Raw genomic sequence first — 23,788 nt, forward strand, 5'->3', positions numbered from 1 at the left:
TTATAAGACGGGTTTTCTTAAGAAACAAATGTTCTTTTTTGACTCATCATCATACTTGTCCGTTTCGCTCAATATGATAGAAAAGTGAGGTGGTGTATATATGGATCAGGAAGCCGGCTTTATGGCGAATTTTATCAGCAGTTATTTTATCGCCCTCGGTGTTTTGCTCGGCGGAGCGCTCATCGGCGGCGTCGGAGCTTATTTATCAGGCGAGCCTCCGCTTACAGCGATTACAAAATTGGCGAACAGGCTGAAGATCTGGGCGCTTGTCGCGGCCATCGGAGGAACGTTTGACGCGGTATACAGTTTTGAGCGGGGGCTGCTTGAAGGCAACACACGCGACATTTTCAAACAGCTTCTTTTAATTATTTCAGCAATGGGCGGCGCACAGACCGGGTGGCTGATTGTTTCATGGCTGGCACAGGAGAATATTTCCTCATGAGAATTCCCGAGTATTATAAAAAACCGGGATGGCAGCGTTTTTTTGCGGGAATGATGTGCGGAGCCATCGTCAGCTGGCTGTTCTTTCTGTTTACATACGGAACGTTTCAGGAAGAACAGGTGACGTTAATTCAAAAACAGCGGGAGCACGCACGGGATTTGAAAAACCAGATCTCCATCTATCAGAAGGATCTTCATAAATTAAATGAGGATAATAAGCAAAGACTGCTTATCCAAAGCGTCGATGTGAAGCTGATCAATGGAGAAAAATACAGAATCGCCCAGCCCGATAAGATGAAATTTGAAGAACAGGTGAAAGATAATATTTCGGAAGTCATCACAAAGGATATTGAAAGTGTGTATAAAACAAAGGAACTTTTAAAACGGACGATTGAAAACAAGGTGTACACCATAAATGAGAAGGAATATAAAGCTGAAGTAAAGGAACTGACGATTTATACGAGATTGTCTGTCGAAATTCATATTTCTTTTGCGACGTAATTATGTCATTTTTAAAAATTTTCCATAGATCTGTCGCTTTTTTCTCCGCTTTTTTATAAACTGTAAATGAGACATTTTCAATGATTCTGAAGGGAGGAAGGGAAAATGGAGGTTTTTAGTGAACGCCGCTTGGCAAAAGATCATGCAGACCGAATCAGAAAAGGCTATTCCGCATATGCAGAAACAGACACACTCGCTTCCCTCATAAAAAAAGAACTCCAAATCTGTAATCTCCGCGTCTACGAAGACCTGACTGAATTCGGCTGCTGGTTCATCCCCGTGACAGATGAACACTAAGAAAGAGGGTCTCCCCTCTACTTGTGTTCGTTACATACCTCTTCAAGATCAGCAAGAATCGGACCGGTTTCATCCCAGCTGTAGATGGATGCGCCGGCCGCCAGCGGATGTCCGCCGCCATTGTATTTCCGGGCAATTCCATTGATGACCGGACCTTTTGAACGGAACCGGACTCTGATTTGATCGTCTTCTTCTATGAAGAATACCCAAGCGCGAATACCCGAAATATTTCCGAGTGTTCCGACAAGCTGCGATGCTTCTGAAGCGGTGGTTCCGTATGTCTCCAAAATGTCTTTTTTAATGAAAACGGAAGCGACGCCGTTGTCAGACAATGACACATTTTGATAAATAAAGCCATTCAGCTTCACCACATTTAATTTTGTTTCATACAATTGATTGAAAAGCTCTGACGGTGAAAAAGGGAACTCAATGAGCTCTCCCGCGTATTTGAATGTCTTTTTTGTGGTGTTCGGGAATAAAAAGCGTCCCGTATCACTGACGATACCCGCGTAGATCAGCTTAGCCGCTTTCGTATTCAGCTTCCAGCCGTGCTCTTTTCCTTCCAGGTACAGCTCATAGATCATTTCGCTTACGGAGCTTGCATTCGTATCGACCCATAACAGATCGCCATATGGATCTTCATTTGGATGGTGGTCTATTTTCATGAGCTTTGCGCCGGAATGATAGCGCTGATCGTCGATCCGTTCTTGGTTTGCGGTATCGCACACGATGACAAGAGCATCTTTATAGGTTTCGTCATCCACCTCATCGAGGGAATATAAGAAAGACAAGGACGGCTCAGGCTGTCCGACGGCAAAAATATTTTTTTCGGGATACGTTTCCCGCAGGATTTCCGTAAGGCCGCACTGTGATCCGTAAGCGTCTGGGTCAGGCCTCACATGTCTATGTAAGATAATGGTGTCATATAATGATATGGTTCTGATCAGTTCGGATTTCATCGTTTTCTCCTTTTTGTTTTTATTCATTTAATCATACTCTTTATCCGCGGAAAAGGAAAATCTTTCAGGAACGGTATAAACAGTTTTGCAAACTCATATAATGGAGGATTTCATTTATGCTGGTTTTTGTTTTTCTCATCGGGCTTTCTGCCTGCTTTTACGTGTATTACAAAGTAAAAGGCATCCAGACGAAACGGGCGCTGGAGAAGGAATTCTTTTCGGCTAAATCAAGTATGGCGTTAGGCGCGCTGGTGCTTTTGTACGGAGTAAATCAAATGATTCTGTTTCACTCCGTCCTCACCCTTGTCATCGGCGGCGTTTTCATTTTAATCGGAGCAGGCAGCGCATGGGCCGGGTATAAAGCCTATAAGCATTATGAACCCATCCATGCAAAGGAAGCGGAGAGGGACCACGCATAATGAATGTCAAGGGACCGAGATGCGTCCCTTAGCTTCTCTCCATCAGCTGCACCATCAGCATCGCTTTTGAAACGATGCCGCTTTGGCTTGACACTTCCACTTCCATTTTCCCGAATTTCCGGCCCGCTTCTAAAATGCGCGGTTTCACTTCAATGACCGATTCCATCTGAACGGGTTTTAAGAAGAAAATCGTAATGCTTTCAATGACCAGCTCGCCGCGTTTGCGGGAACGTAAAAATCGGCTGGCGGCCTGGGTTAAAATCGTTGTAAACACCCCGTAAGAAATCGTCCCGAGCTGATTGGTCATCTGCGGCGTGACTTCATATTGATAAACGGCCGGCGTTTTATCATCTTCCTCTTCTTTAAATCCCCTTGAAACGATATCATCAAGCTTCTCCCCGACCTGAGGCTGCTTTTGAACCATTTGAAGCGCTTTTAAGACATCCTGGCGGCTGATCATCCCGATCAGTCTGTGGTGCCCGTCTGTCACCGGAAGCACTTCGATTCCTTCCCAAACCATCATTTGAGCCGCTGAGGCGACAGACGTTTTCCCGATCACCGTGACAGGGTTTTTGGTCATTACTTTTTCAATCGGAACTGATCGGTCATGCCCGGCGATATCTTTCGATGTGAGGATTCCGTGGATTTTCATCTGCTGATCGATGACCGGAAAGCGTCCGTGTCCGGTTTCATAGTTTTTTTCGTACCATTTCTCCAGCTTATCCTTAGGAGACAGCGTCACTGTCCGATCTGCGGGCGTCAAAATGTCCTCCACGAGCACAATTTCTTTTTTTATGAGCTGATCATAAATCGCCCGGTTGATCATTGCGGCTACCGTGAAGGTATCATAGCTCGTGGAGAGAATCGGAAGCTCAAGCATATCGGCCAGCTCGATAATGCTGTCATCGGTATTAAACCCTCCGGTTACCAAAACAGCCGCACCCGCTTCAAGCGCCTGGCGGTGAGCGTTGATTCTGTTCCCGACGATTAACAGGTTCCCCGCCGCTGTATAACGCATCATCGCGTCAAGCTCCATCGCGCCGATCACAAACTTGTTCAACGTTTTATGCAGACCGGCTTTTCCGCCGAGCACCTGGCCGTCTATCACATTGACGACTTCGGCGTATGTCAGCTTTTCAATATTTTCTTTTTTCTTCTGCTCAATTCGGATCGTTCCCACACGTTCAATAGTGGAAACAAACCCTTTATTTTCGGCTTCCTTAATGGCTCTGTAAGCCGTTCCTTCACTGACTTTCATTTCTTTCGCAATTCGTCTGACCGAAATTTTTTCACCGACAGGAAGCGAATCTATGTATGATAGGATTTGTTCATGCTTTGTTGCCAAGCGTTTCACCTCTAAGGACAGTCTTCTGCTTTTATTATAAGGGCACGGGGGATTCATTCGCAATGAGACGCCCGAAAAAAGACGGCACCGCAAAAAGACCTTCTGAATGCGTGATTCAGAAGGTCTTTGACATTATGTCAGGCAAGCTCAATGGTCTCGCCGACCGCCATGACTTTGCCGACGCCACCGGGCAGACTTTCGGCGAAAGCGTCAGGGTCCTGTTCAATGACAGGGAATGTATTGTAATGAACGGGAACGACTTGTTTCGCCCTCAGCCATTCAGCCGCGAGTTTCGCATCTTCAGGGCCCATGGTGAAGTTATCACCGATCGGCAGAAACGCCAGGTCAATGTGATTCAGTTCCCCGATCAGTTTCATATCTGAGAACAGCGCCGTGTCCCCGGCGTGGAAAATCGTTTTGCCGTCAATCGTCAATAAAATCCCTGCCGGCATCCCTGTGTATGTGATGGTTTTGTTTTCTTCATCAGTGACTGCCGATCCGTGGAATGCCTGTGTCAGTTTCACTTTGCCGAAATCAAATTGGCGCGCCCCGCCGATATGCATCGGGTGGACGTTTAAACCTTTAAAGCCGAGATAAACGGCCAGCTCATTCGGCGCAATAACGAGCGCATCGTTTTGTTTGGCGATCTGCTCTGTATCTCCGACATGGTCATTGTGTCCGTGAGTAAGCAGGATGACATCCGCTTTCACTTCTTCCGGCTTCAGATTTGTCAGGCTGTTTCCGGTAATAAACGGATCGAAAATAATGTTATGGGTTTTCGTTTCCACATGAATGACAGAATGTCCGTGATAAGTCACTTTCATCGTTTTCACCTCATAAAAAGTTAATATTTATCAAGTTCCCTTTTCGACAAACGAAAAAACTTACAGGGATTGATGCCTGTTAATCACATTCAGCCCGCCTGTTGCTTCTATGACCGTTCCGGTTACAAGATCGGAATCTTCTTCACATAAAAAGGCGATGATTCTCGCAATGTCCTCTCCGGTTCCGGACCTGCCGATCGGCGTGTTTTCTTTGCCGATCTTCCGTCTTGCTTCTTCTATAGACGCTTCTTTCATATCTCCTACAATATCACCCGGGCAGACCATGTTGGCCGTAATGCCTGATTCGGCTTCTTCAATCGCAATGGTTTTGGTTAGCGAAGCCAATCCGACTTTAGCCGCTCCGAAAGCGGAACGGTGCAGCCAGCCCGGAGCATGGTCAGCTCCTTGAAAGCCGTATGTAATAATCCGGCCGAACCGCTGCTGTCTCATTACCGGGATAACCGCTTTAAACAGATGAAAAACGGCGCTTAAATTCCCTTCAAGCATGTCATACCATTCGTGATCGGAATAATCGGCAAGCTTTTTGCGCTCAAATATGTACGGCCCGGCATTGTTAATCAGTATGTCAATCCTTCCAAACCGCTGAAGGGCTGCATCGGCGATCCGCATGAGATCTTCTTTTCGGGTTACATCGCCCTTAACGAATTGCAATCTGTCATGGCACCGGGGATAATCGGCCTTCAGACAAGCGACCGCTTCTTCGTCCTGTCTGTAATTCACTGTGACCGAAAAGCCTTTTTCCAGCAGCATTTCAGTCACTTTTCGGCCCAATCCCTTCGTACCGGCAGTGATTAGAGCATGTCGCACATTGAATACCCTCCCCAGGCAACGTTGCCGCTTCAATAGAATAAAGTCGTTTCTCCCTCTACTTTACTATAAACAAGCGGCAATATCACTTTTTTGCACTTCAATCGCACGAAAAAAAGCCGTCTTTACAGACAGCTTAATTTTCTGAAGGGGCTGAGGCTTCCTCCAGGCCGATATAACCGCTTTGATATGCCTCTGAGATGAGCCGGGCCGTTTCTTCACTTTCTTTTTCATCATAAATGTAACGGTCTTGTTCTTTGCGCATTCCTTCTACCTCCCATCATTATAGATGTAGGGTGTCTGATATGACGGGAAAATATGAAGGTAATTTTAGCAAATTAAACGCCGGCGCAGGCTTTTGCTTTTACAAGTGCCTGTTTTACCTGCTGAAAACCCGTTCCGCCGGCGCTCATTCTTTTTTCAACCGCGTGATGCGGATCGAGCACGGTATAGATATCTTCTTCAAAGAGACTGCTGGCTTGAAGGAATTCTGCAAACGCCATATCACTTAAATAAATTCCTTTTTCAATGCAGCTGTACACAAGCTTGCCGACCACTTCATGCGCTTCTCTGAACGGCATGCCTTTTTTGGCTAAATAATCGGCAAGTTCGGTGGCGTTTGAAAAATCTTGTTTTGTCGCCTGTTTCATGATGTCTTTGTTTACGGTCATTGTCTCAATCATGCCCGTGAAAATCTGAAGGCTTCCTTCAACGGTCTTCACCGTGTCAAACATGCCTTCTTTATCTTCCTGCAGGTCTTTGTTGTAAGCGAGCGGGAGCCCTTTCATAATCGTGAAAAGACCCATCATATCGCCGTATACGCGACCGGTTTTCCCGCGGATCAGCTCCGCCATGTCTGGATTTTTCTTTTGCGGCATCATGCTGCTTCCCGTCGCGTACGTATCATCCAGTTCAATGAATCTGAATTCCTGCGAGCACCAAAGGATGATTTCTTCTGAGAAACGTGAAAGGTGCATCATGAGCATGCTGCTGCTGCTTAAAAACTCGAGAATAAAATCTCTGTCGCTGACTCCGTCAAGACTGTTCTCATAAATGGAATCAAAGCCGAGCAGCTCCGCCGAATAATTACGGTCTATCGGAAACGTAGTTCCGGCAAGCGCCCCGCATCCGAGCGGCGATATATTTATCCGCTTCATGGCGTCACGGAAACGCTCTTTATCCCGTTCAAGCATCCAAAAATAGGCGAGCAGATGGTGGGCGAAAGAAATCGGCTGGGCCCGCTGCAAATGGGTGTACCCCGGCAGAATTGTCTCGACATTGGCCTCCGCTTTTTCGATCAGCGCTTTCTGAAACTGTTCAATCAGCACGATGATATGCGAGACATGGTCTTTCAAATATAAATGCATGTCGGTCGCCACCTGGTCATTCCGGCTTCTCCCTGTATGGAGCTTGCCGCCGAGCGGTCCGATTTCTTCGATCAGCATTTTTTCAATATTCAAATGGATATCTTCATAATCAACAGAGAATTCAAGCGTTCCTTCCTCTGCTTTTTGCAGGAGGGTCTGCAGGCCCTGACGGATGGCGCTTTCTTCTTCTTCCGTCAGAATGCCGCATTTTTTCAGCATTGCTGCATGAGCGAGAGACCCTGTAATATCCTCTTTGACTAAGTTTTGGTCGAATGTGATGGATGCGCCGAACTCATCGACCCACTTTTCCGGTGTTTTTTGAAAACGGCCTCCCCAAAGCTTTTTCATGCTTCAATCTGCTCCTTCTTTTTCACAATGCTGTTTACTTTTGTCGGCAGCCCCCAGAGCTCGATAAAGCCGATTGCCGCGTGATGGTCAAAAGCATCGTCTTTTGTATATGTGGCAAGTTTTTCATCATAGAGAGAATATTCCGACTTACGTCCTTCTACAATGGCATGGCCTTTAAACAGCTTGACGCGCACAACGCCGGTGACGTGTTTTTGGGTTTCTTTCAGGAATGCAAGCAGTGCGTCTTTTAACGGTGAGAACCATAAACCGTTATAAATGATTTCAGACAGTTTTTGTTCAATTGCCGGTTTGAAATGAGCCACTTCTTTCACCAACGTCAGATCCTCAAGCTCTTTGTGAGCCGTAATCAAAGTCATTGCGCCCGGGCACTCATAGACTTCCCGGGACTTAATGCCGACCAGGCGGTTTTCGACATGGTCAATCCGGCCGATTCCGTGCTTTCCTGCAGTCTCGTTCAGCTTGAGAATTAAATCAGCAAGCGGGTAGGATACGCCGTCGATTGAAACCGGAACACCGGCTTCAAATGCGATTTCGATGATTTCAGGAACGTCCGGCGTGTTTTCAAGAGATGCTGTCAGGTCATATGCCCCTTCAGGAGGCGCCGCCCACGGGTCTTCTAATATACCGCATTCATTGGCGCGGCCCCACAGATTCTGGTCGATGGAATATGGGCTGTCAAGGTTGATCGGAATCGGGATGCCTCGGCTTGCGGCATATTCGATTTCTTCTTCACGTGACCACTGCCACTCACGGACCGGAGCGATGACCTCCAGATCAGGGTTTAATGATTTGATGGATACTTCGAAACGAACCTGGTCGTTGCCTTTTCCCGTGCAGCCGTGCGCTACGGCCACCGCGTTTTCTTTTTCCGCCACTTCGACGAGTTTTTTCGCGATTAATGGACGGGATAATGCAGATACGAGCGGATACTTGCCTTCATACATTGTATGAGCCTGCATAGAAATGAGCGCGTACTCCCGGGCGAATTCTTCTTTCGCATCAATCACATAGGAGTTCACGGCGCCTACTTCCAGCGCTTTTTGCTGAACGAATGCCAAATCCTTTCCTTCACCTACGTCTAAGCAGCAGGCAACAACATCGTACCCCTGCTCTTGCAGCCATTTTATCGCTACAGAAGTATCAAGTCCTCCTGAGTATGCCAATACAACCTTTTTTTGTTCTGCCATGTTAAAAGCTCCCTTTGTATAAAAATTAGTTTTAATTAATAAAAATGCATTTTGTATGTATACACTGTAACAAGTAACTTTTGTTTTTTCAAGCCTTTTATAAAAAAAACTCCACCCAATTTTTTGAGCGGAGCAGAGCCTTTTTATACGTTTATAAATCTTTTCGGATTTCCCGGAGCACATGAGGCAGTTCAGGAATAATCAGTTTACTCATTGCAAGCCTGACGGCGCCTGAGGAGCCCGGTGTGCAGAAGACCGCGGTATTTTGGATTACACCCGCCGCGGCTCTGGACAAAATGGCGGCGGAACCGATGTCCTCTGTATAGCTCAGCATGCGGAACAGCTCGCCGAATCCCGGGAGCTCTTTTGAAAACAGCGGCGTGACCGCTTCAATCGTGACATCCCTTTCGGCAATGCCCGTCCCTCCGTTTAACAGCACCGCATCTGTATATTCATCCATACAGCCGGATAAAACGGCTTTCTGCAATTCATCTTTTTCATCTTTCACAATGTCATAAGCGACCGTTTCAAATCCAGCTTCCCTGATGAAATCCATCATGACGCGTCCGCTTTTATCGGTTTCTTTCGTTCTCGTGTCGCTGACCGTGATCACCTTGCAGCGAACCGCTGACGGGGCTTCTTGTTTATGTTCATGCACACTCATTGTTTCACCTCATCATTTATGTAATAAACATATCGTAACGTTTGATTGTGCGGCATTCAATAAAAAAGCACACCCCTTGGGATGTGCTTTCTTTCGATTATTACTGTGCAAGGCGGACAACGTCGCGTGCGATCATGACCTCTTCATCAGTCGGAATGATGATGACTTTGACAGGAGAGTGAGGATAGCTGATAAACGCTTCCTCGCCGCGCACGTTGTTCAGCGCAGGATCCCAATAAACACCCATGAATTCTAAGCCGCGAAGTACGCGTTCTCTGACTTCAACGCTGTTTTCACCGATACCGGCCGTGAAAATAATGGCGTCAACGCCGCTCATTCTCGCCGCGTAAGAACCAATGTATTTATGGATTCTGCTTGCGAACACTTCAAGAGCCGTTTCCGCTCTTTCGTTGCCTTCTTTTGTAGCTTCTACAATATCGCGAAGGTCGCTTGAGAAGCCGGATATGCCAAGCAGTCCGCTCTTCTTATTTAATGTATTTAATACTTCATCCGCCGTCTGATCTGTTTTTTCCATAATATACGGAATCAAGGCAGGGTCGATGTTTCCTGAACGTGTTCCCATCGCCACACCCGCAAGCGGGGTGAAGCCCATTGACGTATCAATGGATTTTCCGCCTTCAACGGCTGCGATACTTGCTCCGTTACCCAAGTGGCAGGAAATCAGGCGCAAATCTTCAAGCGGACGGCCGAGAAGCTCAGCTGCGCGCTCTGTCACGTATTTATGAGACGTGCCGTGGAAACCGTATTTGCGAATGCCGTATTTCTCGTAGTATTCATACGGAAGGCTGTACAGATAAGATTGCTCAGGCATCGTTTGGTGGAACGCCGTATCAAACACTGCAACCGCAGGCACATTCGGAAGCACTTCTTTAAAGGCTTTAATGCCGACGATGTTTGCCGGGTTGTGAAGCGGCGCAAGTTCTGAAATCTCTTCAATCTCACTGATTGTTTCATCTGTAAGCAAAACAGAATCGCTGAATTTTTCTCCGCCGTGCACAACACGGTGGCCGATTCCGTCAATTTCATTTAAATCCTTTATAATACCGAATTCAGTCAGCTTGTGAAGCAGCATCTTCACCGCAACCGCGTGATCCGGAATATCTGTGACTTCTGTATTTTTTTCGCCGTTAACAGAGATAGTGAAAACGCTGTCGGCGATACCGATCCGTTCTACTAAACCTTTTGTTAGCACCTTTTCTGAAGGCATTTCGAATAACTGAAATTTTAAAGATGAGCTTCCTGCGTTAATTGCAATAATTTTAGACATAAATGACGCTCCTATCAAAATTCTTCTTCGTTTGTTTCGTTCTTTTTTCCCAGACCGTAACTGCAGTCCAAAAAATATCTGACTTTTCCATTTAAACATTGTCAACTCAGCATTTCAAGTCAACATCCATATTGGTACCGCTTACAATATGAAGTCGTTATTTTCTGATAAATTCTTCTTGTGCCAAATGGACGGCACGGACTTACGGAATTTTATTTTCTTTCCTTAATTTGTGTTATTTCCCTGATTTCCATTCATTTTAAACAGCAAAAAGGCAGCGCGGATTCTGGGTCACGCGCTGCCTGTTCGGCCATTATTTTTCTTTTTGAATCCATTGATCCAATTTTGCCATCATCTCCCGCATCGCCTGCTGGTTCGCGAAGGAAGGAAGATTCGCCAAAAGCGTTTGTTTCGGCGGGTTTGCGTCTCCGCCTTTTTTCTGCAAAATTAAAATGCTCTTTGCCTGCGCTTCGTCTTTAAACAGAGTAGCCGGCAGCTGAAGAAGAGCGTTAATATACACTTTTTCCGCCAAAAACTGCTTCAGTTTATCGCTTTGGGCGCTGTCAAACAAATGATTCGGGATCATAAAAAATAAGTATCCGCCCGGTTTTGTATGCTTGACGCTCTGCTCAATAAATAAGTGGTGGGCAAATGAGTGGCCTTCATCTGCTTTCAGCTCAAACGCTTCAGCGCCTTCGTCATTCGGATAGTAGCCGACCGGCAGATCGCAGATGACCGCATCAGCCTGTTCGATAAATAACGGCTGAAGACTGTCCTGGCAGAACAGCTCCATTTCTTTTTCCTGCAGATTCGCTTGGGCATAAGCAATCTTCAGAAGGACATCATCAATATCAATGCCGAAGCTTTTTGCCGCTTTGTCAGAAAGCTGGTTTGCCGCGGTCAGCAGAAGATTTCCGGTGCCGCAGGCGGGGTCCAGCAATGTCAGGCCTTTTTGGCTGCCCGTAAATTTATTCACGAGGTAACTGATGAAAAGGCCGATCGTATCAGGCGTCATCTGTCTGTTCGGATGGGATTTATCTTTCAGCCCTTTTAAAATGGCGAGCTGGAACGCCTTGCGGATCCATTCATGCTCCCATTTTTTGAAGTCTGCTTTCGCAAGCAGGCTTTTAAGCTCGCCGGTTTGCTTTTCCTGAAGCGGCAGCTGTTCGGCCGTTTCGAGAAAATACATCTCTCCCGCTTCCGCAAGCCCCTCAATATAGGACAGCTGAAGGCCTTCTGCTATCACTTTGGCGGCTTCATCTAAAAGTTCATAAATCTGACCGACATGGTCGTGTTGCATACTGTTTCCTCCTTGCCATGAAAAGAGCTCCGCGGCAGCACCCGGAGCTCTTTCTCACTCTTTACTTGATTAACGCTTTTGCAGCTTCGATAGGCTTTTCATAATTCGGGTGGTTTGTCGCTTCACTTACATATTCAGCGTAAACGACTTTTCCGTCTTGGTCGAGAACGAAAACGGAACGTGCCAAAAGACGAAGTTCTTTGATGTAAACACCGAATGCTTCACCAAATGACATCTCTTTATGATCCGATAATGTTTCAACTTTATCAATTCCGTTCGCTCCGCACCAGCGCGCTTGTGCAAACGGGAGGTCGGCACTGATTGTATAAACGTTCACATCACCGAGTTTTGCTGCTTCTTCGTTGAAGCGGCGCGTCTGTGCATCACATACGCCTGTGTCAATGGAAGGAATAACAGATATGATCGTTACTTTTCCTTTCATATCTGCTAATGTCTTCTCTTCTAATCCGTTTGTCAAAACCGTAAAGTCAGGAGCTTGGTCACCCGGTTTCACTTCTTGTCCGATCAGCGTCACGGCTCCGCCTTTAAATGTAATTTCAGCCATTCTGATTCCTCCCTTATCTATGTATAGCTCTATCATAGTCGAGTTTCAGGCAAACTGCAAAGGTTATGCCGCATCGTAAAAAAAGCTAACTGCGGGCGGCAGTTAACTTTTCTCTTATAAATCGATATCCGTTCTTTTTTGGTTCCGGCCTTTTTCATTCTTTTTAAACATATGCTGGATGCGTTCAATCGTTTGAGGCGCGGAGTCTAACAATTTATCAATCAGATGGGTGTTTTCGTCTAAATGAAGCATACGCACGCCGTTTGTTCCGACAATCAGAAACGCAATCGGCGTAATGGATACTCCGCCGCCGCTTCCGCCGCCGAACGGGAGCTTCTGCTCTTTTCTTTCATCGTCCTCGGTTCTTTTTTCAGCCGGCTTTCCTCCAAACTCGCTTCCGCCCGCCGCAAATCCGAAGCCGACTTTTGATACCGTTAAGATTACGCTGCCGTCAGGCGTTTCAACCGGATCGCCGATGATTGTATTTACGTCAATCATTTCTTTTAAATTTTCCATAGCGGTTTTCATTAAACCTTGAATGGGATGGTCTGCCATATGCGCTCCTCCTTAAACTGATGAATCATTCTTTGAAGCAACCGGAACCGGCTGTTTCTTTCGTATGATAGAAAGTCCGTTCCGCCCGTATTTGAGCAATTTGAAAGCTGCACCTATAAGATGTCCAAAACGAAAAAAGAATATACACTGCAAATGCGTCTTGGAAGCAGGCACTTGAAAAGACGGAATGACTTCGCACACCGGTTTATGTATAAAACGCAGATGGTCGTACAGCATCGCCGTAAGGCCCCCCTTTACGGCCCACACGCCTCCGGCGGCGATTCCCGTAACGGCAGCGTCCTTTATTCCGATAACCGTCACCCATTCGAACTTCGTCACACGGACTCCCGCAAGAAACGAAGCACCGATTTGGCGCATCCTGACGACCTGTTGCAGAATCATTTCTATTCTGTCAATGGTCTGTTTGACATCTTCAAATGTGATTTTTTTCTTCTTTTTCTGCTGGCCTTTCATTTCGGATTTCGTGTCCTGTTTAACATCAATTGACGCATCTTCGCTGTTTATTTTAATGACGGGCCACGTTTTTTTTATACGGATCAGCCCGTATAAGGCCGAGAGTTTAAACGTCATTTTGTCGTTATCTTTATCATGCAGATATTCGAAAGTCAGATGGATTTTCATCCTCATGAGCAGCCAGGCCAAAATGAGAATGAGAATAACAGCTGCTGCGGCATATCCCATAAGCTTCACTTCCTTAGCTGCATTATCGCCAAATCCAAAAAAAATAAACCCGGACGTTTCTCCGGGTTTACTGCTTTTTATTTACGGTACAGCGCTTCGTGAATCACCGTGGTGTCAGCAATCAGATCGTGAATTCCCTGCTTTTTGGGCGTAAACGCAATGACGATGTAAAGAATCCAGATTTTATCGATATAACGCCCCACCGCTTCTCTGAAAATGACGGTGCCCCATGTCAGCGGCTTTCCGGGCGCCAAAGGAGTGACCTTTAACCCGAAAACCATTTTGCCGAGTGTCTGATGAAACCATTTTGTCATGAACACAAAATAGGCGAGGTAGACGATCAGGGTTGTGACGGAATAGACTGAGATTGTAAACATTCCGCTTGTTTTCGGGAGATTCATCAGCGTGAAAACCGGTGAAACGATGAGATGGTTAAGTCCCCAGATCACCAGCCAATCGAGAAGAAACGCCCAAAATCTGATCCAAAAGCCCGCGTATGCCGGCTCGAGCGCCTCCTGTTGTGCGGCTTCCTCTTCTTTGCCTTGAAAGCCTTCGTAAATCGCGTCCATTCTTTCTTCCCCCCTACTTTGCATAGAGATACATCATCCGCGGCGAACCGGATTGCGAAATAAGCTCTTTCATATTCAGAAAATCAATTTCGCTTTTAAACATTTTCGCTGCGCTCATCGAAAAGAGCGAGCCTAATCCGAATCCTTCTTCGTATGTGATGACTGAAGCGTTTTTCATATTTTTATGATCCTTTTTCATCGCGCTGATCGTATCATCGTAAAAACCGAGTTCATCAACAAGGCCGATTTTTTTAGCCTGTCTGCCGTCATAGACACGGCCGTCGGCAATTTTTTTCACATCAGCTTTTGACATGTGCCGCCCTTTTGAAATGACATTGACAAATCCTTCATAAGAATCGTTGACCATCGTCTGCATGATCTTTCTTTCTTCCTTCGTCATGTCGCGGGTCGGAGACATGATGTCTTTATGCGCGCCGCTTTTAATCGTTTCAAATTTGATGCCGAGTTCATCGGCAAGCTTAGAGTAATTGACGCTTTCCATAATGACGCCGAGTGAGCCTGTGAGCGTTTCCGGTGAAGCATAGATCTTATCGGCGGCGGTTGAGATATAGTAGCCTCCCGATGCCGCCATGGAGCCCATGGATACGTATATCGGTTTCTTCGTTTCTTTCTTTAGTTCTTCCAGTTTTTTATGTATTTCCGCGCTTTCGTATACGCCTCCGCCAGGGGAATTGATTTTCAGGACAATTCCTTTGACGTTTTTATCTTCTTTCGCACGCTCAATATGTTTTAAGAACGATCTGTGATCATACCCGCCTGAGCTGAGCAGGCCTGCGGACTCGCCGCTGTCCTCGATCGTGCCGTCCACTTCAAGCACGGCGATTTTACTGCCGGGGCTGCCCTCATCAAGCGTCACTTCCTCTGAGTCATCTGTCAGCGAGGCAAAGCCACCCCCTGTATCTCCGACATTTTTCAGCACCCCGACGGTCACACTTGCGATTACTGATACGCCGAAAATGCCGATGGCGATGACGAGCGCAATCCATCTTTTTGCATTCATTCTGTTCTGCCTCCTTTTCTGTCAATATTCGTACGTTCCCCCGTAAAAAAAGATTCATTTTTTTCATGAAGCGCTTTCACTTAACGGATAAACAGGAAACATGTTACACTATTGCCACAGGTATTTTAACACAATACCTGATGGGAGAAAAACGTAAATATGACAGCAAAGGGGAATGGAGATATGACCGATCTTCGCCGCAATGTTTATTTTTTTCACAAACAAGACAACGAAACAAAAGAACAAGTCAGCTCTCTTATGCAATTGGCTGAATCGCACGGTTTTACAGTTGCGGCTCACCCGGAGGATGCGGGGATTATCGCCAGCATCGGCAGCGACGGCTCATTTCTGCAGGCCGTCAGAAAAACCGGATTCCGTGACGACTGCCTGTATGTCGGCATCGCTAAAAAAGGAAAAGCCCATTTGTACTGTGATTTTCACAGCGATGAGCCTGAAAAAATGGCGGACAGCATGACCGCGGAACAGCTTGAGGTCAGAAAATACCCTCTTATTCACGTAACGGTGGACGGCAGCAATCATTTTCACTGTTTAAACGAGGTTTCCATCCGTTCAAGCATTATTAAAACGTTTGTGATGGATGTGTTAATTGATGATCTTCACTTTGAAACATTCAGGGGAGACGGCATGATCATTTCCACCCCGACAGGCAGCACAGCCTACAATAAATCCGTATCAGGCGCGGTTGTCGATCCTTTGATTTCCTGCATGCAGGTATCCGAACTGGCCTCTTTGAACAACAACACATATCGAACACTCGGATCTCCGTTTATTTTAAGCTCGGACAGGAAGCTGACACTGCAAGTGGTGCAGGACGGCAATGAGCATCCGATTATCGGACTTGATAATGAAGCGCTCAGCACGCGGAATGTCAAAAAAGTTGAGATTACACTTTCCGATAAAAAGATCAAGACGGTGAAACTGAAAGACAACTCTTTCTGGGAAAAAGTAAAGCGCTCATTTTTATCATAAAAAAAGAGGACGGGCATTAACGCCTGTCCTCTTTTTCATATACAATACGGCCGCCGACGACGGTTTTGACAGCTTCCAGTTTATGAAGACTTTTCGGGTCCATTTTAAACGGATCACCACTGAGAATGGTAAAGTCGGCATCATAGCCGGGGGCTATCCGTCCGCGGCTATGTTCTTTATGGATGATTGCCGCGCTTCCCTCCGTGTAAAGCTGAATGGCTTCGTACACGGTCAGACACTCTTTTTCATAATAGGCCGGACCTTCAGGGTGCTGCTTGCTAGTACGGAGCACAGCCGATTGAATGCCCAGAAGCGGATCGGCCGGTTCTATCGGGGCATCTGAACCTCCGGCGCACAGCAGCCCTTTTGACAGCAGTGTTTTCCAGGCAAAAGCCGTTTTCATCCGCTCTTCGCCGAGCCGGTCAATCACCCACGGAAAATCACTGGCGACAAAATGCGGCTGAAGATCAAGGCCGATCGGAAGCCGGGCGGCTCTTTCAATCAGACCGTCATCTAAAACCTGCGCATGAATGAGCCTGTCAAGCTGTCCGGGCTTTGCCGGATATCTTTCGATAACATCCAGCACCTTTTCAAATGCGAGGTCGCCAATCGCGTGCACGGCGATTTCCATCCCTTTCTCTCTCGCTTTAGAAACAAGAGAGGCAAGTGTTTTGTCATCATGCACCTGAACGCCGGAAACAGACGGATCATCATGATAAGGCTGTTTCAATAGGGCTGTTCTGCCGCCGAGCGCGCCGTCTGCAAAGATTTTCATCGCTCCGTATTCCAGATACGGGCCGGTCGACTTGTCCAGAGTGCTCCACCTGTCGACGGCTTCGTGATGAACGAGCAGATGGGCGCGAAAAGGAAAAAGGCCGCTGCCGGTTATTGACTCGTACGCGGCAACGGGAACGGACGCGTCTCCGTAGTATGCCAGATCCTCTGAATGCCCGCCGGTCAGGCCTTTTGACCAGCAGTCCGTGACCGCCGTTTGAAGAGCGCGTTTGACATAGTGAAGTGAGACGGGCGGAAGAGCCTGTGTCACAAGCTCTTGGGCTTTATCCAGCAGAAGGCCTGTCGGACCGGCGCTGTCCCGGGCGATAATCCCGCCGTTTGGATCAGGTGTTTCGTTTGTAATCCCAGCAGCTCGCAATGCGGCCGAATTGACCGCAACGGCGTGCCTGCATACCCGCTTCAGCAGGACGGGACGGTCGGGAAAGAGCGGGTCAAGGTCATGCTTCGTTACGTAAACCGGCCGCTCAAACAGATTTTCATCCCAGCCTTCGCCGATCAGCCATTCACCATCTTCCAATTCACGCTCTGCTTCTTTAACGGCTTGCAGTATTGCTTCTTTTGATGTCAGCTGCGACAAATCAAGGCGAAGCTGTTTTTCACCGTGTCCGATTAAATGCATATGACTGTCCGTAAACCCGGGAAACATGACTGCTCCATGTAAATCGATTTCCTCCGTATCAGGCGAACCGTATGTTTCACGGAGCTCCTGAAAGCTGCCCGTCTGTCTGATGACGCCGCCTTCAGTATAAACGGCTTCAGTGACATGGTTCTCCTCAAGCATTGTATAAATGGTGCCGCCGTGCCAAATCGCTTTCATCCCCGCTCACCCTTTTTTTATATTATGCTTTTTTATCCGCCTTCAGCCGTTCTTCGCGCTGTCTCAGCTCCACCCGTCTGATTTTTGCAGACGCCGTTTTCGGCAGACTTTCGACAAATTCAATTTCTCTCGGATATTTGTAAGGCGCCGTAATCGTTTTTACGTGGTTTTGCAGTTCTTTGACAAGTCCGTCACTGCGCTTTTCATCGTTTTGCAAAACGACATAGGCTTTTACGATTGAACCTCTGATTTCGTCCGGACTCGCCACGACGGCGCATTCTTTCACTTCCGGATGCTTCACGAGCGCGTCTTCTACTTCAAAAGGCCCGATTGTATATCCGGAGCTGACGATAATGTCATCATTGCGGCTTTCAAACCAAAAATAGCCGTCCTCATCCTTTTTCGCGCGATCGCCGGTAAGAAAGTAATCTCCGCGAATCTGCTTTTTCGTTCTTTCAGGGTCTTTATAATATTCCTTGAATAAGGCCGGTGTGCTCAAGTGCACGGCGATATCACCCGTTTCGCCTGTTTCGCATACTTCGCCTTCATCGTTTATAATTTCAACTTGATTTCCCGGTGTCGGTTTCCCCATGCTGCCCGGCTTAATATCCATATTCTTCAGGACGCCGACTAACAGGGTGCTCTCCGTTTGGCCGTAGCCGTCTCTCACTTTAATGCCGAAATGTTTCTGGAATACGTCAATGACTTCCCGGTTTAACGGCTCACCCGCAGAAACTGCGCTGTGCAGAGCAGAAAGATCATATTTGTCCAATTCCTCCACCTTTGCCATCAGGCGGTATTCAGTCGGCGTACAGCAGAAGACATTAATCTGATGGCGCTCAAGCAGTTCTAAATACGTTTTGGCGTCGAACCTGCCGTGATAAATGAAGCCTGTTGCGCCGCTTCCCAGAACGGCAAGCAGCGGGCTCCACACCCATTTCTGCCAGCCGGGCGCCGCGGTGGCCCAGACCGTATCGTCTTCAGAAATATCCAGCCATGCGCCGGCGGATGTTTTTAAATGGGCAAAGGCCCATCCGTGTGTATGTACAACGCCTTTAGGCTGGCCGGTCGTGCCTGAAGTATAGGATAAAAATGCCATATCCTCTCTTGTTGTATCTGCTGTTTGAAAACTGTCTCCGTCCGCTTCAATGGTTAAGAGGTTTTTCCAGCCGGCATCATTTTCACCAATAGACAATGTCACGAGCTGATCGGTGTTCACCTCGTCAAACGCGTTTATAAATGAAGGATAAACGATAACGCCCTTAACATCGGCGTGTTTGATCCGGTATTCAAGATCTTTAGCACGAAGCATCTCCGAGCAAGGAATGACGACCATCCCCGCTTTTAAGATCGCTAAATAAACGGCATACGCTTCAAGCACTCTAGGAACCATGACAATCAGCTTATCGCCTTTTTCAAACCCGAAACCTTTCAGGCGGGCTCCGATTTTATTCGTTTCTTCCATCAGTTTTTCATACGTCCAGACTTTCTTGCTGCCTGTTTGATCCTCCCAAATAAGCGCGTTCTTCTCTTTGGAACGGCTGAACTTTTCGATTTCATTCACAAGGTTATAGTTCTTTGGGGCGATTAAATCTTCTCGTTTTAACACGAACAACTCCTCACTTTCTTTCCCCATTATACATAAACATAGGACGTTACAATAAAGATATGCATAAATTGCTTCCCGCCTTCTATCTTTATTCATGAAAAAAGAGCGGGGAATTCCCCGCTCTCTTAGCCATTATGTGAAGTTGTGATTAAAACTGTTGCTGGTTGCTTCCGCCCATGCTTTGCTGAGCAAAAGAAACAAGACGTTTTGTGATTTCTCCACCGACAGAACCGTTGGCGCGAGAAGTTGTTTCCGGTCCAAGGTTTACACCGAATTCAGAAGCGATTTCATACTTCATTTGGTCGATAGCTTGAGCAGCTCCTGGCACTAAAAGCTGGTTGCTGTTTCCGCTGTTTGATTGTTGTGACATGTGTATCACCTCCTTGTGAGTATAGAATGTGATAAAACACATGTCCTCATTCAAAAAAACTTTGGTAATTGTATACAGTTCTAAAACAGGTCCGCGAATTTATCGTGAGCTTCTTGTTCTGAGTAAACAGTTATCGTTTCGATGCCGGCAGCCGCCTCTGCAATCAGCGGTTCAAAGTCAACAAAGCTTTCGAAGTGCTCGATTTTTTCTTTTTTCGGGCGTGTTTTCGGACTTGGCGGCGTAAAGATGGTGCAGCAGTCCTCAAACGGCTGAATGCTTGTTTCATAAGTGCCGATTTCTTTTGATTTCTCGATAATTTCTGTTTTGTCCATTCCGATTAAAGGGCGCAAAATCGGTGTTGCCGTCACGGCATTGATCGCATACATGCTTTCAAGCGTCTGGCTCGCCACTTGGCCGAGGCTTTCCCCCGTAATGATCGCGAGCGCTTTTCGTTCTTCTCTGATTCTGTCTGCGATTTGCAGCATGAGACGCCGCGTCGCCGTCATCGTATAGTTTTCCGGAATTTGTTTTTGGATGAGTTCCTGCGTTTTTGTAAACGGCACGATATGAAGCGTCATACTGCCTCCGAACCTTGCAAGGCATCCCGCAAGATCTATGACTTTCTGCTTTGCCCGTTCGCTCGTATACGGCGGACTGAAGAAATGCACGGCTTCCACTGATAATCCCCGTTTCATCGCGTAAAACCCGGCGACCGGACTGTCAAAACCGCCGGAAAGCATCAGCATCGCTTTACCCGCAGAACCGACGGGAAGACCTCCGGCGCCTTTTTCATCACGAATGGTCAGGAATGTCGCTTCCTCCCTGATTTCAATCCGAAGCGGAATATCGGGATTCTTCACATCGACGGTTAATCCTTCCGTGTTTTTCAAAATGTGGCCGCCGATCTCAGCGTTCATTGCGTTCGTATCTAACTCAAACTGCTTGTAAGCCCGTTTGGTCGCGACCTTAAAAGTATTTCCCGGTGTATATTGGCCTTCCATCGCGGCTAATGCCGTTTTTTTAATGTCTTCCAGCTTACTTTCGCATTTAATTGCGAGACTGAAGCTCTGAATGCCGAATATATTCTTTAATAAGGAACATATTTCCTCCGGGTTTTCTCCATTAAGAGTAATTGACATCCGGTCCCGGTTGGAAAAGTATTTTACTTTTTTATAATCCTTTAATACCAGGCGGATATTCTGTTTTAATCTTTCTATAAAACTGCGTCTGTTTTTTCCTTTTGTGGATATTTCACCAAAACGGATTAAAATATGATCGTAATTCATATGCTACCTCATCATTTTTTTTAGTTTTTGAACAGCCGGCACCAGCGCGGCCATAAACGGCTCTGTGATGTCAGCCGTGTGGCTGAAGTTCAGGCTGACTCGGATGCTGCTTGATGCAATCTGTTCGCCTTTATTCATTTGCAGGAGGACACGGCTCGGTTTGTGCTCTCTTGCTGAACATGCCGCGGTTGTGGAGACGTATATTCCTTTTTCCTCAAGCATGTGCAGCAGCACTTCTGCTTTCACACCCGGAACGGAAAAATTAATGATATGCGGCGCGCTGTTTTCAGCAGGAGTGTTGATGACGACCCCGTCCGTCCTGCAAAGCCTTTCCATAAGCGCATTCTTAGCAGCTTCCACTGAAGAAAGCCGCTCGTTCATGTCACGTGCGGAAAGATTGACCGCTTTTGCAAGGGAGACGGCACCCGCTGTATGTTCTGTTCCGGCACGGACGCCTTTTTGCTGCGAGCCGCCCGTAATAAGGGGAATGAGCCGCGTTCCTTTTTTGACGATGAGCGCCCCGGTCCCTTTTAAGCCGTGAAATTTATGCCCTGAAATGGTACACAGATCAATGCCCGCTTCTTCTATAGACAGGGGGACTTTATGAATGCCCTGTACATGATCAACATGAAACAGAATATTCCCATGCTGTTTCAACAGTCCGCCGATTTCCTTTATAGGCTGAATGGAGCCGACTTCGTTATTGACATGCATGACGCTGACGATTATCGTGTCCGGCCTGATAGCCGCTTTTACGTCTTTTAAAGAAACGAAGCCGTCTTGATCGACCGGAAGATATGTGACTTCAAAGCCAATCAGCTCTGTCAGCTGATCAAGCGTCTCCGTCACAGAAGGGTGCTCAATCGCTGAAGCAATGATATGTCTTCCTTTATTCATGTTGGCCCAGGCGGCTCCCTTTAACGCAGCGTTGTTCGCTTCAGTCGCTCCTGATGTAAATACAATATCATAATTTTTTAAACCCAAGGTTTTTTTTATTTGCTGAGCGGCCGCTTCAAGGAGCTGCTCCGTCTCAGTTCCTAGCCGGTGCAGAGACGAAGGATTGCCGAAATAACGGCTGCTCGTCTGTTTATACACATCCAAAACCTTTTCATACGGCTCGGTCGTTGAGCTGTTATCTAAATATATCATTTTTTTTTACTCCTTTTATGAAAACGGTACATCGTATGATATTTATGCTACCATAACAAAAGTAAATATAAATTCGCAATAAATCGAGTATTGACTTCTCTGGACATTGCAATATAATAAGTAATGTTCGTTTTGTTATATTATCTGACAATTAATTGACAGAATATTTCAACATAGTATTTAGGAGGACTTTTATGAAACACTCACTACCTGTCAAAGATACCGTGATTATCGGTTTCATGCTTTTCGCACTTTTTTTCGGGGCAGGAAACATGATATATCCGCCGGAGCTCGGGCAAGCGGCAGGACATAATGTCTGGAAAGCGATGGGCGGTTTCTTACTGACCGGCGTAGGTCTGCCGCTATTGGGTATTATCGCCATCGCATTAACGGGAAAAGATGCAAAAGGACTTGCCGATAAAGCTCATCCGGTATTCGGCACGATTTTCACCGTTGTGCTTTATTTATCAATCGGGCCGCTTTTTGCGATTCCGAGAACCGGAACCGTTTCATATGAAATCGGTGCAGTTCCGTTCTTAAGCGGTGTTCCGGAAAGATTATCTTTATTTATTTTCACTTTAATCTTTTTTTCCATTACGTATTATTTAGCTCTTAATCCGTCCAAAATCGTGGACAGAGTCGGGAAGATTTTGACTCCCATTAAATTCGGTATTATTTTAATCATTGTCATTAAAGCCATCGCCACTCCGATGGGCGGGCTGGGCGCCGTACATCAGGAATACTCCGGAACGCCGGTGTTCAAAGGATTTTTGGAAGGCTATAAAACAATGGATGCGCTCGCTTCAATCGTCTTCGGTGTTGTTGTGGTCAATGCTGTTAAGAGCAGGGGCGTCACCCAGCGAAAAGCGCTTGCGGCCGCTTGTATTAAAGCGGGACTTATTGCAGCGGCAGGTTTGACATTCATTTATTTATCTTTAGCCTATTTGGGAGCGACAAGCACAAACGCTGTAGGGCCGCTCGGCGAAGGCGCAAAGATTTTATCAGCTTCATCCGATTACCTGTTCGGTTCATTAGGAAACATTGTTCTCGGTGCCGCCATCACCGTTGCGTGCTTAACGACGAGCATCGGGCTTGTCACATCTTGCGGCGAATATTTTTCAAAATTGATTCCCGCTTTATCATACAAAATGGTAGTTACGATTGTCACGCTGTTCAGCCTGGCGATTTCAAATTTCGGGCTTGCTGAGATCATTGCATTTTCAGTTCCTATTCTATCAGCCATTTACCCGCTGGCGATTGTCATTATTGTCCTTTCCTTTATTGATAAAATCTTTAAGGAAAGACGGGAAGTCTATATCGCCTGCCTGATCGGAACGGGGCTGTTCAGCATCTTGGACGGCTTGAAGGCAGCCGGCATTCCGCTCGGATCACTAGATTCATTCTTAAACGCGAACCTTCCGCTTTACAGCATTGGAATCGGCTGGGTGCTTCCGGGCATTGCCGGAGCGATCATCGGCTGTATCATCACGTTTTTTACCAGCCCGCCAATCGAATTGAATAAAGCGAAATCGTAACATTCAGCGTCTGCGGCTTGACGTATATCAGCCGCA

At 46.8% G+C, this 23,788-nt stretch carries 26 protein-coding genes; 6 read left to right on the top strand and 20 right to left on the bottom strand.

Going from position 1 to position 23,788, the window contains the following annotated elements; all coding sequences use genetic code 11:
• Positions 1-100 precede the first annotated feature (100 nt).
• From ytrH to BAMF_RS34260, 3 genes are all read left to right on the top strand, one after another.
• The gene (gene ytrH / locus BAMF_RS34250; protein WP_013353165.1) at positions 101-442 is read left to right on the top strand and encodes a sporulation membrane protein YtrH; all 342 of its coding nucleotides are present in this window, start codon (positions 101-103) and stop codon (positions 440-442) included.
• Positions 439-942, top strand: coding sequence for a sporulation membrane protein YtrI (gene ytrI / locus BAMF_RS34255; RefSeq protein ID WP_013353166.1), 504 nt, complete (start codon positions 439-441; stop codon positions 940-942). Before ytrH ends, ytrI begins: the two co-directional genes overlap by 4 nt.
• Positions 943-1,047: 105 nt before the next feature.
• On the top strand, positions 1,048-1,239 hold the full coding sequence (locus BAMF_RS34260) for a hypothetical protein (protein WP_013353167.1): 192 nt from the start codon (positions 1,048-1,050) through the stop codon (positions 1,237-1,239).
• A gap of 17 nt (positions 1,240-1,256) precedes the next feature.
• Here the strand turns inward: BAMF_RS34260 and BAMF_RS34265 are convergent, their stop codons facing one another.
• A complete protein-coding gene (locus BAMF_RS34265) occupies positions 1,257-2,198 on the bottom strand; it encodes a DHH family phosphoesterase (protein WP_013353168.1) in 942 nt (313 codons plus the stop codon).
• 116 nt (positions 2,199-2,314) lie between these two features.
• Here BAMF_RS34265 and BAMF_RS34270 point away from each other — a divergent pair, with 116 nt between their 5' ends.
• A complete protein-coding gene (locus BAMF_RS34270) occupies positions 2,315-2,617 on the top strand; it encodes a YtpI family protein (RefSeq protein ID WP_013353169.1) in 303 nt (100 codons plus the stop codon).
• A gap of 28 nt (positions 2,618-2,645) precedes the next feature.
• Here BAMF_RS34270 and BAMF_RS34275 read toward each other — a convergent pair whose 3' ends face one another.
• The 14 genes from BAMF_RS34275 to sppA all read right to left on the bottom strand — a co-directional run bounded on the left by BAMF_RS34275 (position 2,646) and on the right by sppA (position 15,201).
• On the bottom strand, positions 2,646-3,962 hold the full coding sequence (locus tag BAMF_RS34275) for a CBS domain-containing protein (RefSeq protein WP_013353170.1): 1,317 nt from the start codon (positions 3,960-3,962) through the stop codon (positions 2,646-2,648).
• A 137-nt stretch (positions 3,963-4,099) separates the two neighbouring features.
• Positions 4,100-4,786, bottom strand: a complete 687-nt coding sequence (locus tag BAMF_RS34280; protein WP_013353171.1) for a metal-dependent hydrolase — start codon at positions 4,784-4,786, stop codon at positions 4,100-4,102.
• Between the two features lie 60 nt (positions 4,787-4,846).
• Positions 4,847-5,614: an SDR family oxidoreductase gene (locus tag BAMF_RS34285; RefSeq protein ID WP_013353172.1), complete on the bottom strand. Its 768-nt coding sequence runs from the start codon at positions 5,612-5,614 to the stop codon at positions 4,847-4,849.
• A 136-nt stretch (positions 5,615-5,750) separates the two neighbouring features.
• A complete protein-coding gene (locus BAMF_RS42055; RefSeq protein ID WP_013353173.1) occupies positions 5,751-5,879 on the bottom strand; it encodes a hypothetical protein in 129 nt (42 codons plus the stop codon).
• A gap of 73 nt (positions 5,880-5,952) precedes the next feature.
• Positions 5,953-7,329 carry an argininosuccinate lyase gene (gene argH / locus BAMF_RS34290; protein ID WP_013353174.1) on the bottom strand — a complete coding sequence of 459 codons (1,377 nt, stop codon included), beginning with the start codon at positions 7,327-7,329 and terminating at the stop codon, positions 5,953-5,955.
• Entirely contained in the window at positions 7,326-8,537 is a 1,212-nt protein-coding gene (locus tag BAMF_RS34295; protein WP_013353175.1) for an argininosuccinate synthase, read from the bottom strand. Before BAMF_RS34295 ends, argH begins: the two co-directional genes overlap by 4 nt.
• Before the next feature lie 151 nt (positions 8,538-8,688).
• A complete protein-coding gene (locus BAMF_RS34300; RefSeq protein WP_013353176.1) occupies positions 8,689-9,201 on the bottom strand; it encodes a MogA/MoaB family molybdenum cofactor biosynthesis protein in 513 nt (170 codons plus the stop codon).
• Positions 9,202-9,301: 100 nt separating this feature from the next.
• A complete protein-coding gene (locus BAMF_RS34305; protein ID WP_013353177.1) occupies positions 9,302-10,489 on the bottom strand; it encodes an acetate kinase in 1,188 nt (395 codons plus the stop codon).
• Positions 10,490-10,802: 313 nt separating this feature from the next.
• Complete coding sequence (locus tag BAMF_RS34310; protein WP_013353178.1) at positions 10,803-11,789, bottom strand: class I SAM-dependent methyltransferase; 987 nt, start codon at positions 11,787-11,789, stop codon at positions 10,803-10,805.
• A 61-nt stretch (positions 11,790-11,850) separates the two neighbouring features.
• On the bottom strand, positions 11,851-12,354 hold the full coding sequence (tpx, locus tag BAMF_RS34315; protein ID WP_007408050.1) for a thiol peroxidase: 504 nt from the start codon (positions 12,352-12,354) through the stop codon (positions 11,851-11,853).
• Positions 12,355-12,468: 114 nt separating this feature from the next.
• Positions 12,469-12,909: a GerW family sporulation protein gene (gene ytfJ / locus BAMF_RS34320; protein ID WP_013353179.1), complete on the bottom strand. Its 441-nt coding sequence runs from the start codon at positions 12,907-12,909 to the stop codon at positions 12,469-12,471.
• 12 nt (positions 12,910-12,921) lie between these two features.
• Positions 12,922-13,611, bottom strand: coding sequence for a DUF2953 domain-containing protein (locus BAMF_RS34325; RefSeq protein WP_013353180.1), 690 nt, complete (start codon positions 13,609-13,611; stop codon positions 12,922-12,924).
• Positions 13,612-13,688: 77 nt separating this feature from the next.
• Positions 13,689-14,180: an RDD family protein gene (locus tag BAMF_RS34330; protein ID WP_013353181.1), complete on the bottom strand. Its 492-nt coding sequence runs from the start codon at positions 14,178-14,180 to the stop codon at positions 13,689-13,691.
• Between the two features lie 13 nt (positions 14,181-14,193).
• Entirely contained in the window at positions 14,194-15,201 is a 1,008-nt protein-coding gene (gene sppA / locus BAMF_RS34335) for a signal peptide peptidase SppA (protein WP_013353182.1), read from the bottom strand.
• Positions 15,202-15,384: 183 nt separating this feature from the next.
• Between sppA and BAMF_RS34340 the strand changes: the two genes are divergently transcribed.
• A complete protein-coding gene (locus BAMF_RS34340) occupies positions 15,385-16,191 on the top strand; it encodes an NAD kinase (RefSeq protein WP_014470819.1) in 807 nt (268 codons plus the stop codon).
• A 16-nt stretch (positions 16,192-16,207) separates the two neighbouring features.
• Here the strand turns inward: BAMF_RS34340 and BAMF_RS34345 are convergent, their stop codons facing one another.
• The 5 genes from BAMF_RS34345 to BAMF_RS34365 form a co-directional block, all read right to left on the bottom strand.
• Positions 16,208-17,803 carry an amidohydrolase gene (locus BAMF_RS34345; protein ID WP_013353184.1) on the bottom strand — a complete coding sequence of 532 codons (1,596 nt, stop codon included), beginning with the start codon at positions 17,801-17,803 and terminating at the stop codon, positions 16,208-16,210.
• Positions 17,804-17,825: 22 nt separating this feature from the next.
• Positions 17,826-19,412, bottom strand: a complete 1,587-nt coding sequence (gene mbcS, locus BAMF_RS34350; RefSeq protein ID WP_014470820.1) for an acyl-CoA synthetase MbcS — start codon at positions 19,410-19,412, stop codon at positions 17,826-17,828.
• A 148-nt stretch (positions 19,413-19,560) separates the two neighbouring features.
• On the bottom strand, positions 19,561-19,782 hold the full coding sequence (locus tag BAMF_RS34355; RefSeq protein WP_013353186.1) for an alpha/beta-type small acid-soluble spore protein: 222 nt from the start codon (positions 19,780-19,782) through the stop codon (positions 19,561-19,563).
• An 80-nt stretch (positions 19,783-19,862) separates the two neighbouring features.
• Positions 19,863-21,068, bottom strand: coding sequence for a tRNA uracil 4-sulfurtransferase ThiI (thiI, locus tag BAMF_RS34360; protein ID WP_013353187.1), 1,206 nt, complete (start codon positions 21,066-21,068; stop codon positions 19,863-19,865).
• Between the two features lie 3 nt (positions 21,069-21,071).
• Positions 21,072-22,217 carry a cysteine desulfurase family protein gene (locus tag BAMF_RS34365; RefSeq protein WP_013353188.1) on the bottom strand — a complete coding sequence of 382 codons (1,146 nt, stop codon included), beginning with the start codon at positions 22,215-22,217 and terminating at the stop codon, positions 21,072-21,074.
• 194 nt (positions 22,218-22,411) lie between these two features.
• Here BAMF_RS34365 and brnQ point away from each other — a divergent pair, with 194 nt between their 5' ends.
• Positions 22,412-23,752 (top strand): branched-chain amino acid transport system II carrier protein, encoded by a 1,341-nt coding sequence (brnQ, locus tag BAMF_RS34370; RefSeq protein ID WP_013353189.1) that lies wholly within the window; start codon positions 22,412-22,414, stop codon positions 23,750-23,752.
• Positions 23,753-23,788 lie beyond the last annotated feature (36 nt).

It is taken from the genome of Bacillus amyloliquefaciens DSM 7 = ATCC 23350, assembly GCF_000196735.1.
GTDB classification, from domain to species: Bacteria; Bacillota; Bacilli; order Bacillales; family Bacillaceae; genus Bacillus; species Bacillus amyloliquefaciens.

Excerpts from the sequence above, each read along its gene's own strand:
- ytrH (WP_013353165.1), top strand. The coding sequence starts at position 101 with ATGGATCAGGAAGCCGGCTTTATGGCGAATTTTATCAGCAGTTATTTT.
- ytrI (WP_013353166.1), top strand. The coding sequence starts at position 439 with ATGAGAATTCCCGAGTATTATAAAAAACCGGGATGGCAGCGTTTTTTT.
- BAMF_RS34260 (WP_013353167.1), top strand. The coding sequence starts at position 1,048 with ATGGAGGTTTTTAGTGAACGCCGCTTGGCAAAAGATCATGCAGACCGA.
- BAMF_RS34265 (WP_013353168.1), bottom strand. The coding sequence starts at position 2,198 with ATGAAATCCGAACTGATCAGAACCATATCATTATATGACACCATTATC.
- BAMF_RS34270 (WP_013353169.1), top strand. The coding sequence starts at position 2,315 with ATGCTGGTTTTTGTTTTTCTCATCGGGCTTTCTGCCTGCTTTTACGTG.
- BAMF_RS34280 (WP_013353171.1), bottom strand. The coding sequence starts at position 4,786 with ATGAAAGTGACTTATCACGGACATTCTGTCATTCATGTGGAAACGAAA.
- BAMF_RS42055 (WP_013353173.1), bottom strand. The coding sequence starts at position 5,879 with ATGCGCAAAGAACAAGACCGTTACATTTATGATGAAAAAGAAAGTGAA.
- argH (WP_013353174.1), bottom strand. The coding sequence starts at position 7,329 with ATGAAAAAGCTTTGGGGAGGCCGTTTTCAAAAAACACCGGAAAAGTGG.
- BAMF_RS34295 (WP_013353175.1), bottom strand. The coding sequence starts at position 8,537 with ATGGCAGAACAAAAAAAGGTTGTATTGGCATACTCAGGAGGACTTGAT.
- BAMF_RS34300 (WP_013353176.1), bottom strand. The coding sequence starts at position 9,201 with ATGAGTGTGCATGAACATAAACAAGAAGCCCCGTCAGCGGTTCGCTGC.
- BAMF_RS34305 (WP_013353177.1), bottom strand. The coding sequence starts at position 10,489 with ATGTCTAAAATTATTGCAATTAACGCAGGAAGCTCATCTTTAAAATTT.
- BAMF_RS34310 (WP_013353178.1), bottom strand. The coding sequence starts at position 11,789 with ATGCAACACGACCATGTCGGTCAGATTTATGAACTTTTAGATGAAGCC.
- tpx (WP_007408050.1), bottom strand. The coding sequence starts at position 12,354 with ATGGCTGAAATTACATTTAAAGGCGGAGCCGTGACGCTGATCGGACAA.
- ytfJ (WP_013353179.1), bottom strand. The coding sequence starts at position 12,909 with ATGGCAGACCATCCCATTCAAGGTTTAATGAAAACCGCTATGGAAAAT.
- BAMF_RS34325 (WP_013353180.1), bottom strand. The coding sequence starts at position 13,611 with ATGGGATATGCCGCAGCAGCTGTTATTCTCATTCTCATTTTGGCCTGG.
- BAMF_RS34330 (WP_013353181.1), bottom strand. The coding sequence starts at position 14,180 with ATGGACGCGATTTACGAAGGCTTTCAAGGCAAAGAAGAGGAAGCCGCA.
- sppA (WP_013353182.1), bottom strand. The coding sequence starts at position 15,201 with ATGAATGCAAAAAGATGGATTGCGCTCGTCATCGCCATCGGCATTTTC.
- BAMF_RS34340 (WP_014470819.1), top strand. The coding sequence starts at position 15,385 with ATGACCGATCTTCGCCGCAATGTTTATTTTTTTCACAAACAAGACAAC.
- BAMF_RS34345 (WP_013353184.1), bottom strand. The coding sequence starts at position 17,803 with ATGAAAGCGATTTGGCACGGCGGCACCATTTATACAATGCTTGAGGAG.
- BAMF_RS34355 (WP_013353186.1), bottom strand. The coding sequence starts at position 19,782 with ATGTCACAACAATCAAACAGCGGAAACAGCAACCAGCTTTTAGTGCCA.
- thiI (WP_013353187.1), bottom strand. The coding sequence starts at position 21,068 with ATGAATTACGATCATATTTTAATCCGTTTTGGTGAAATATCCACAAAA.
- BAMF_RS34365 (WP_013353188.1), bottom strand. The coding sequence starts at position 22,217 with ATGATATATTTAGATAACAGCTCAACGACCGAGCCGTATGAAAAGGTT.
- brnQ (WP_013353189.1), top strand. The coding sequence starts at position 22,412 with ATGAAACACTCACTACCTGTCAAAGATACCGTGATTATCGGTTTCATG.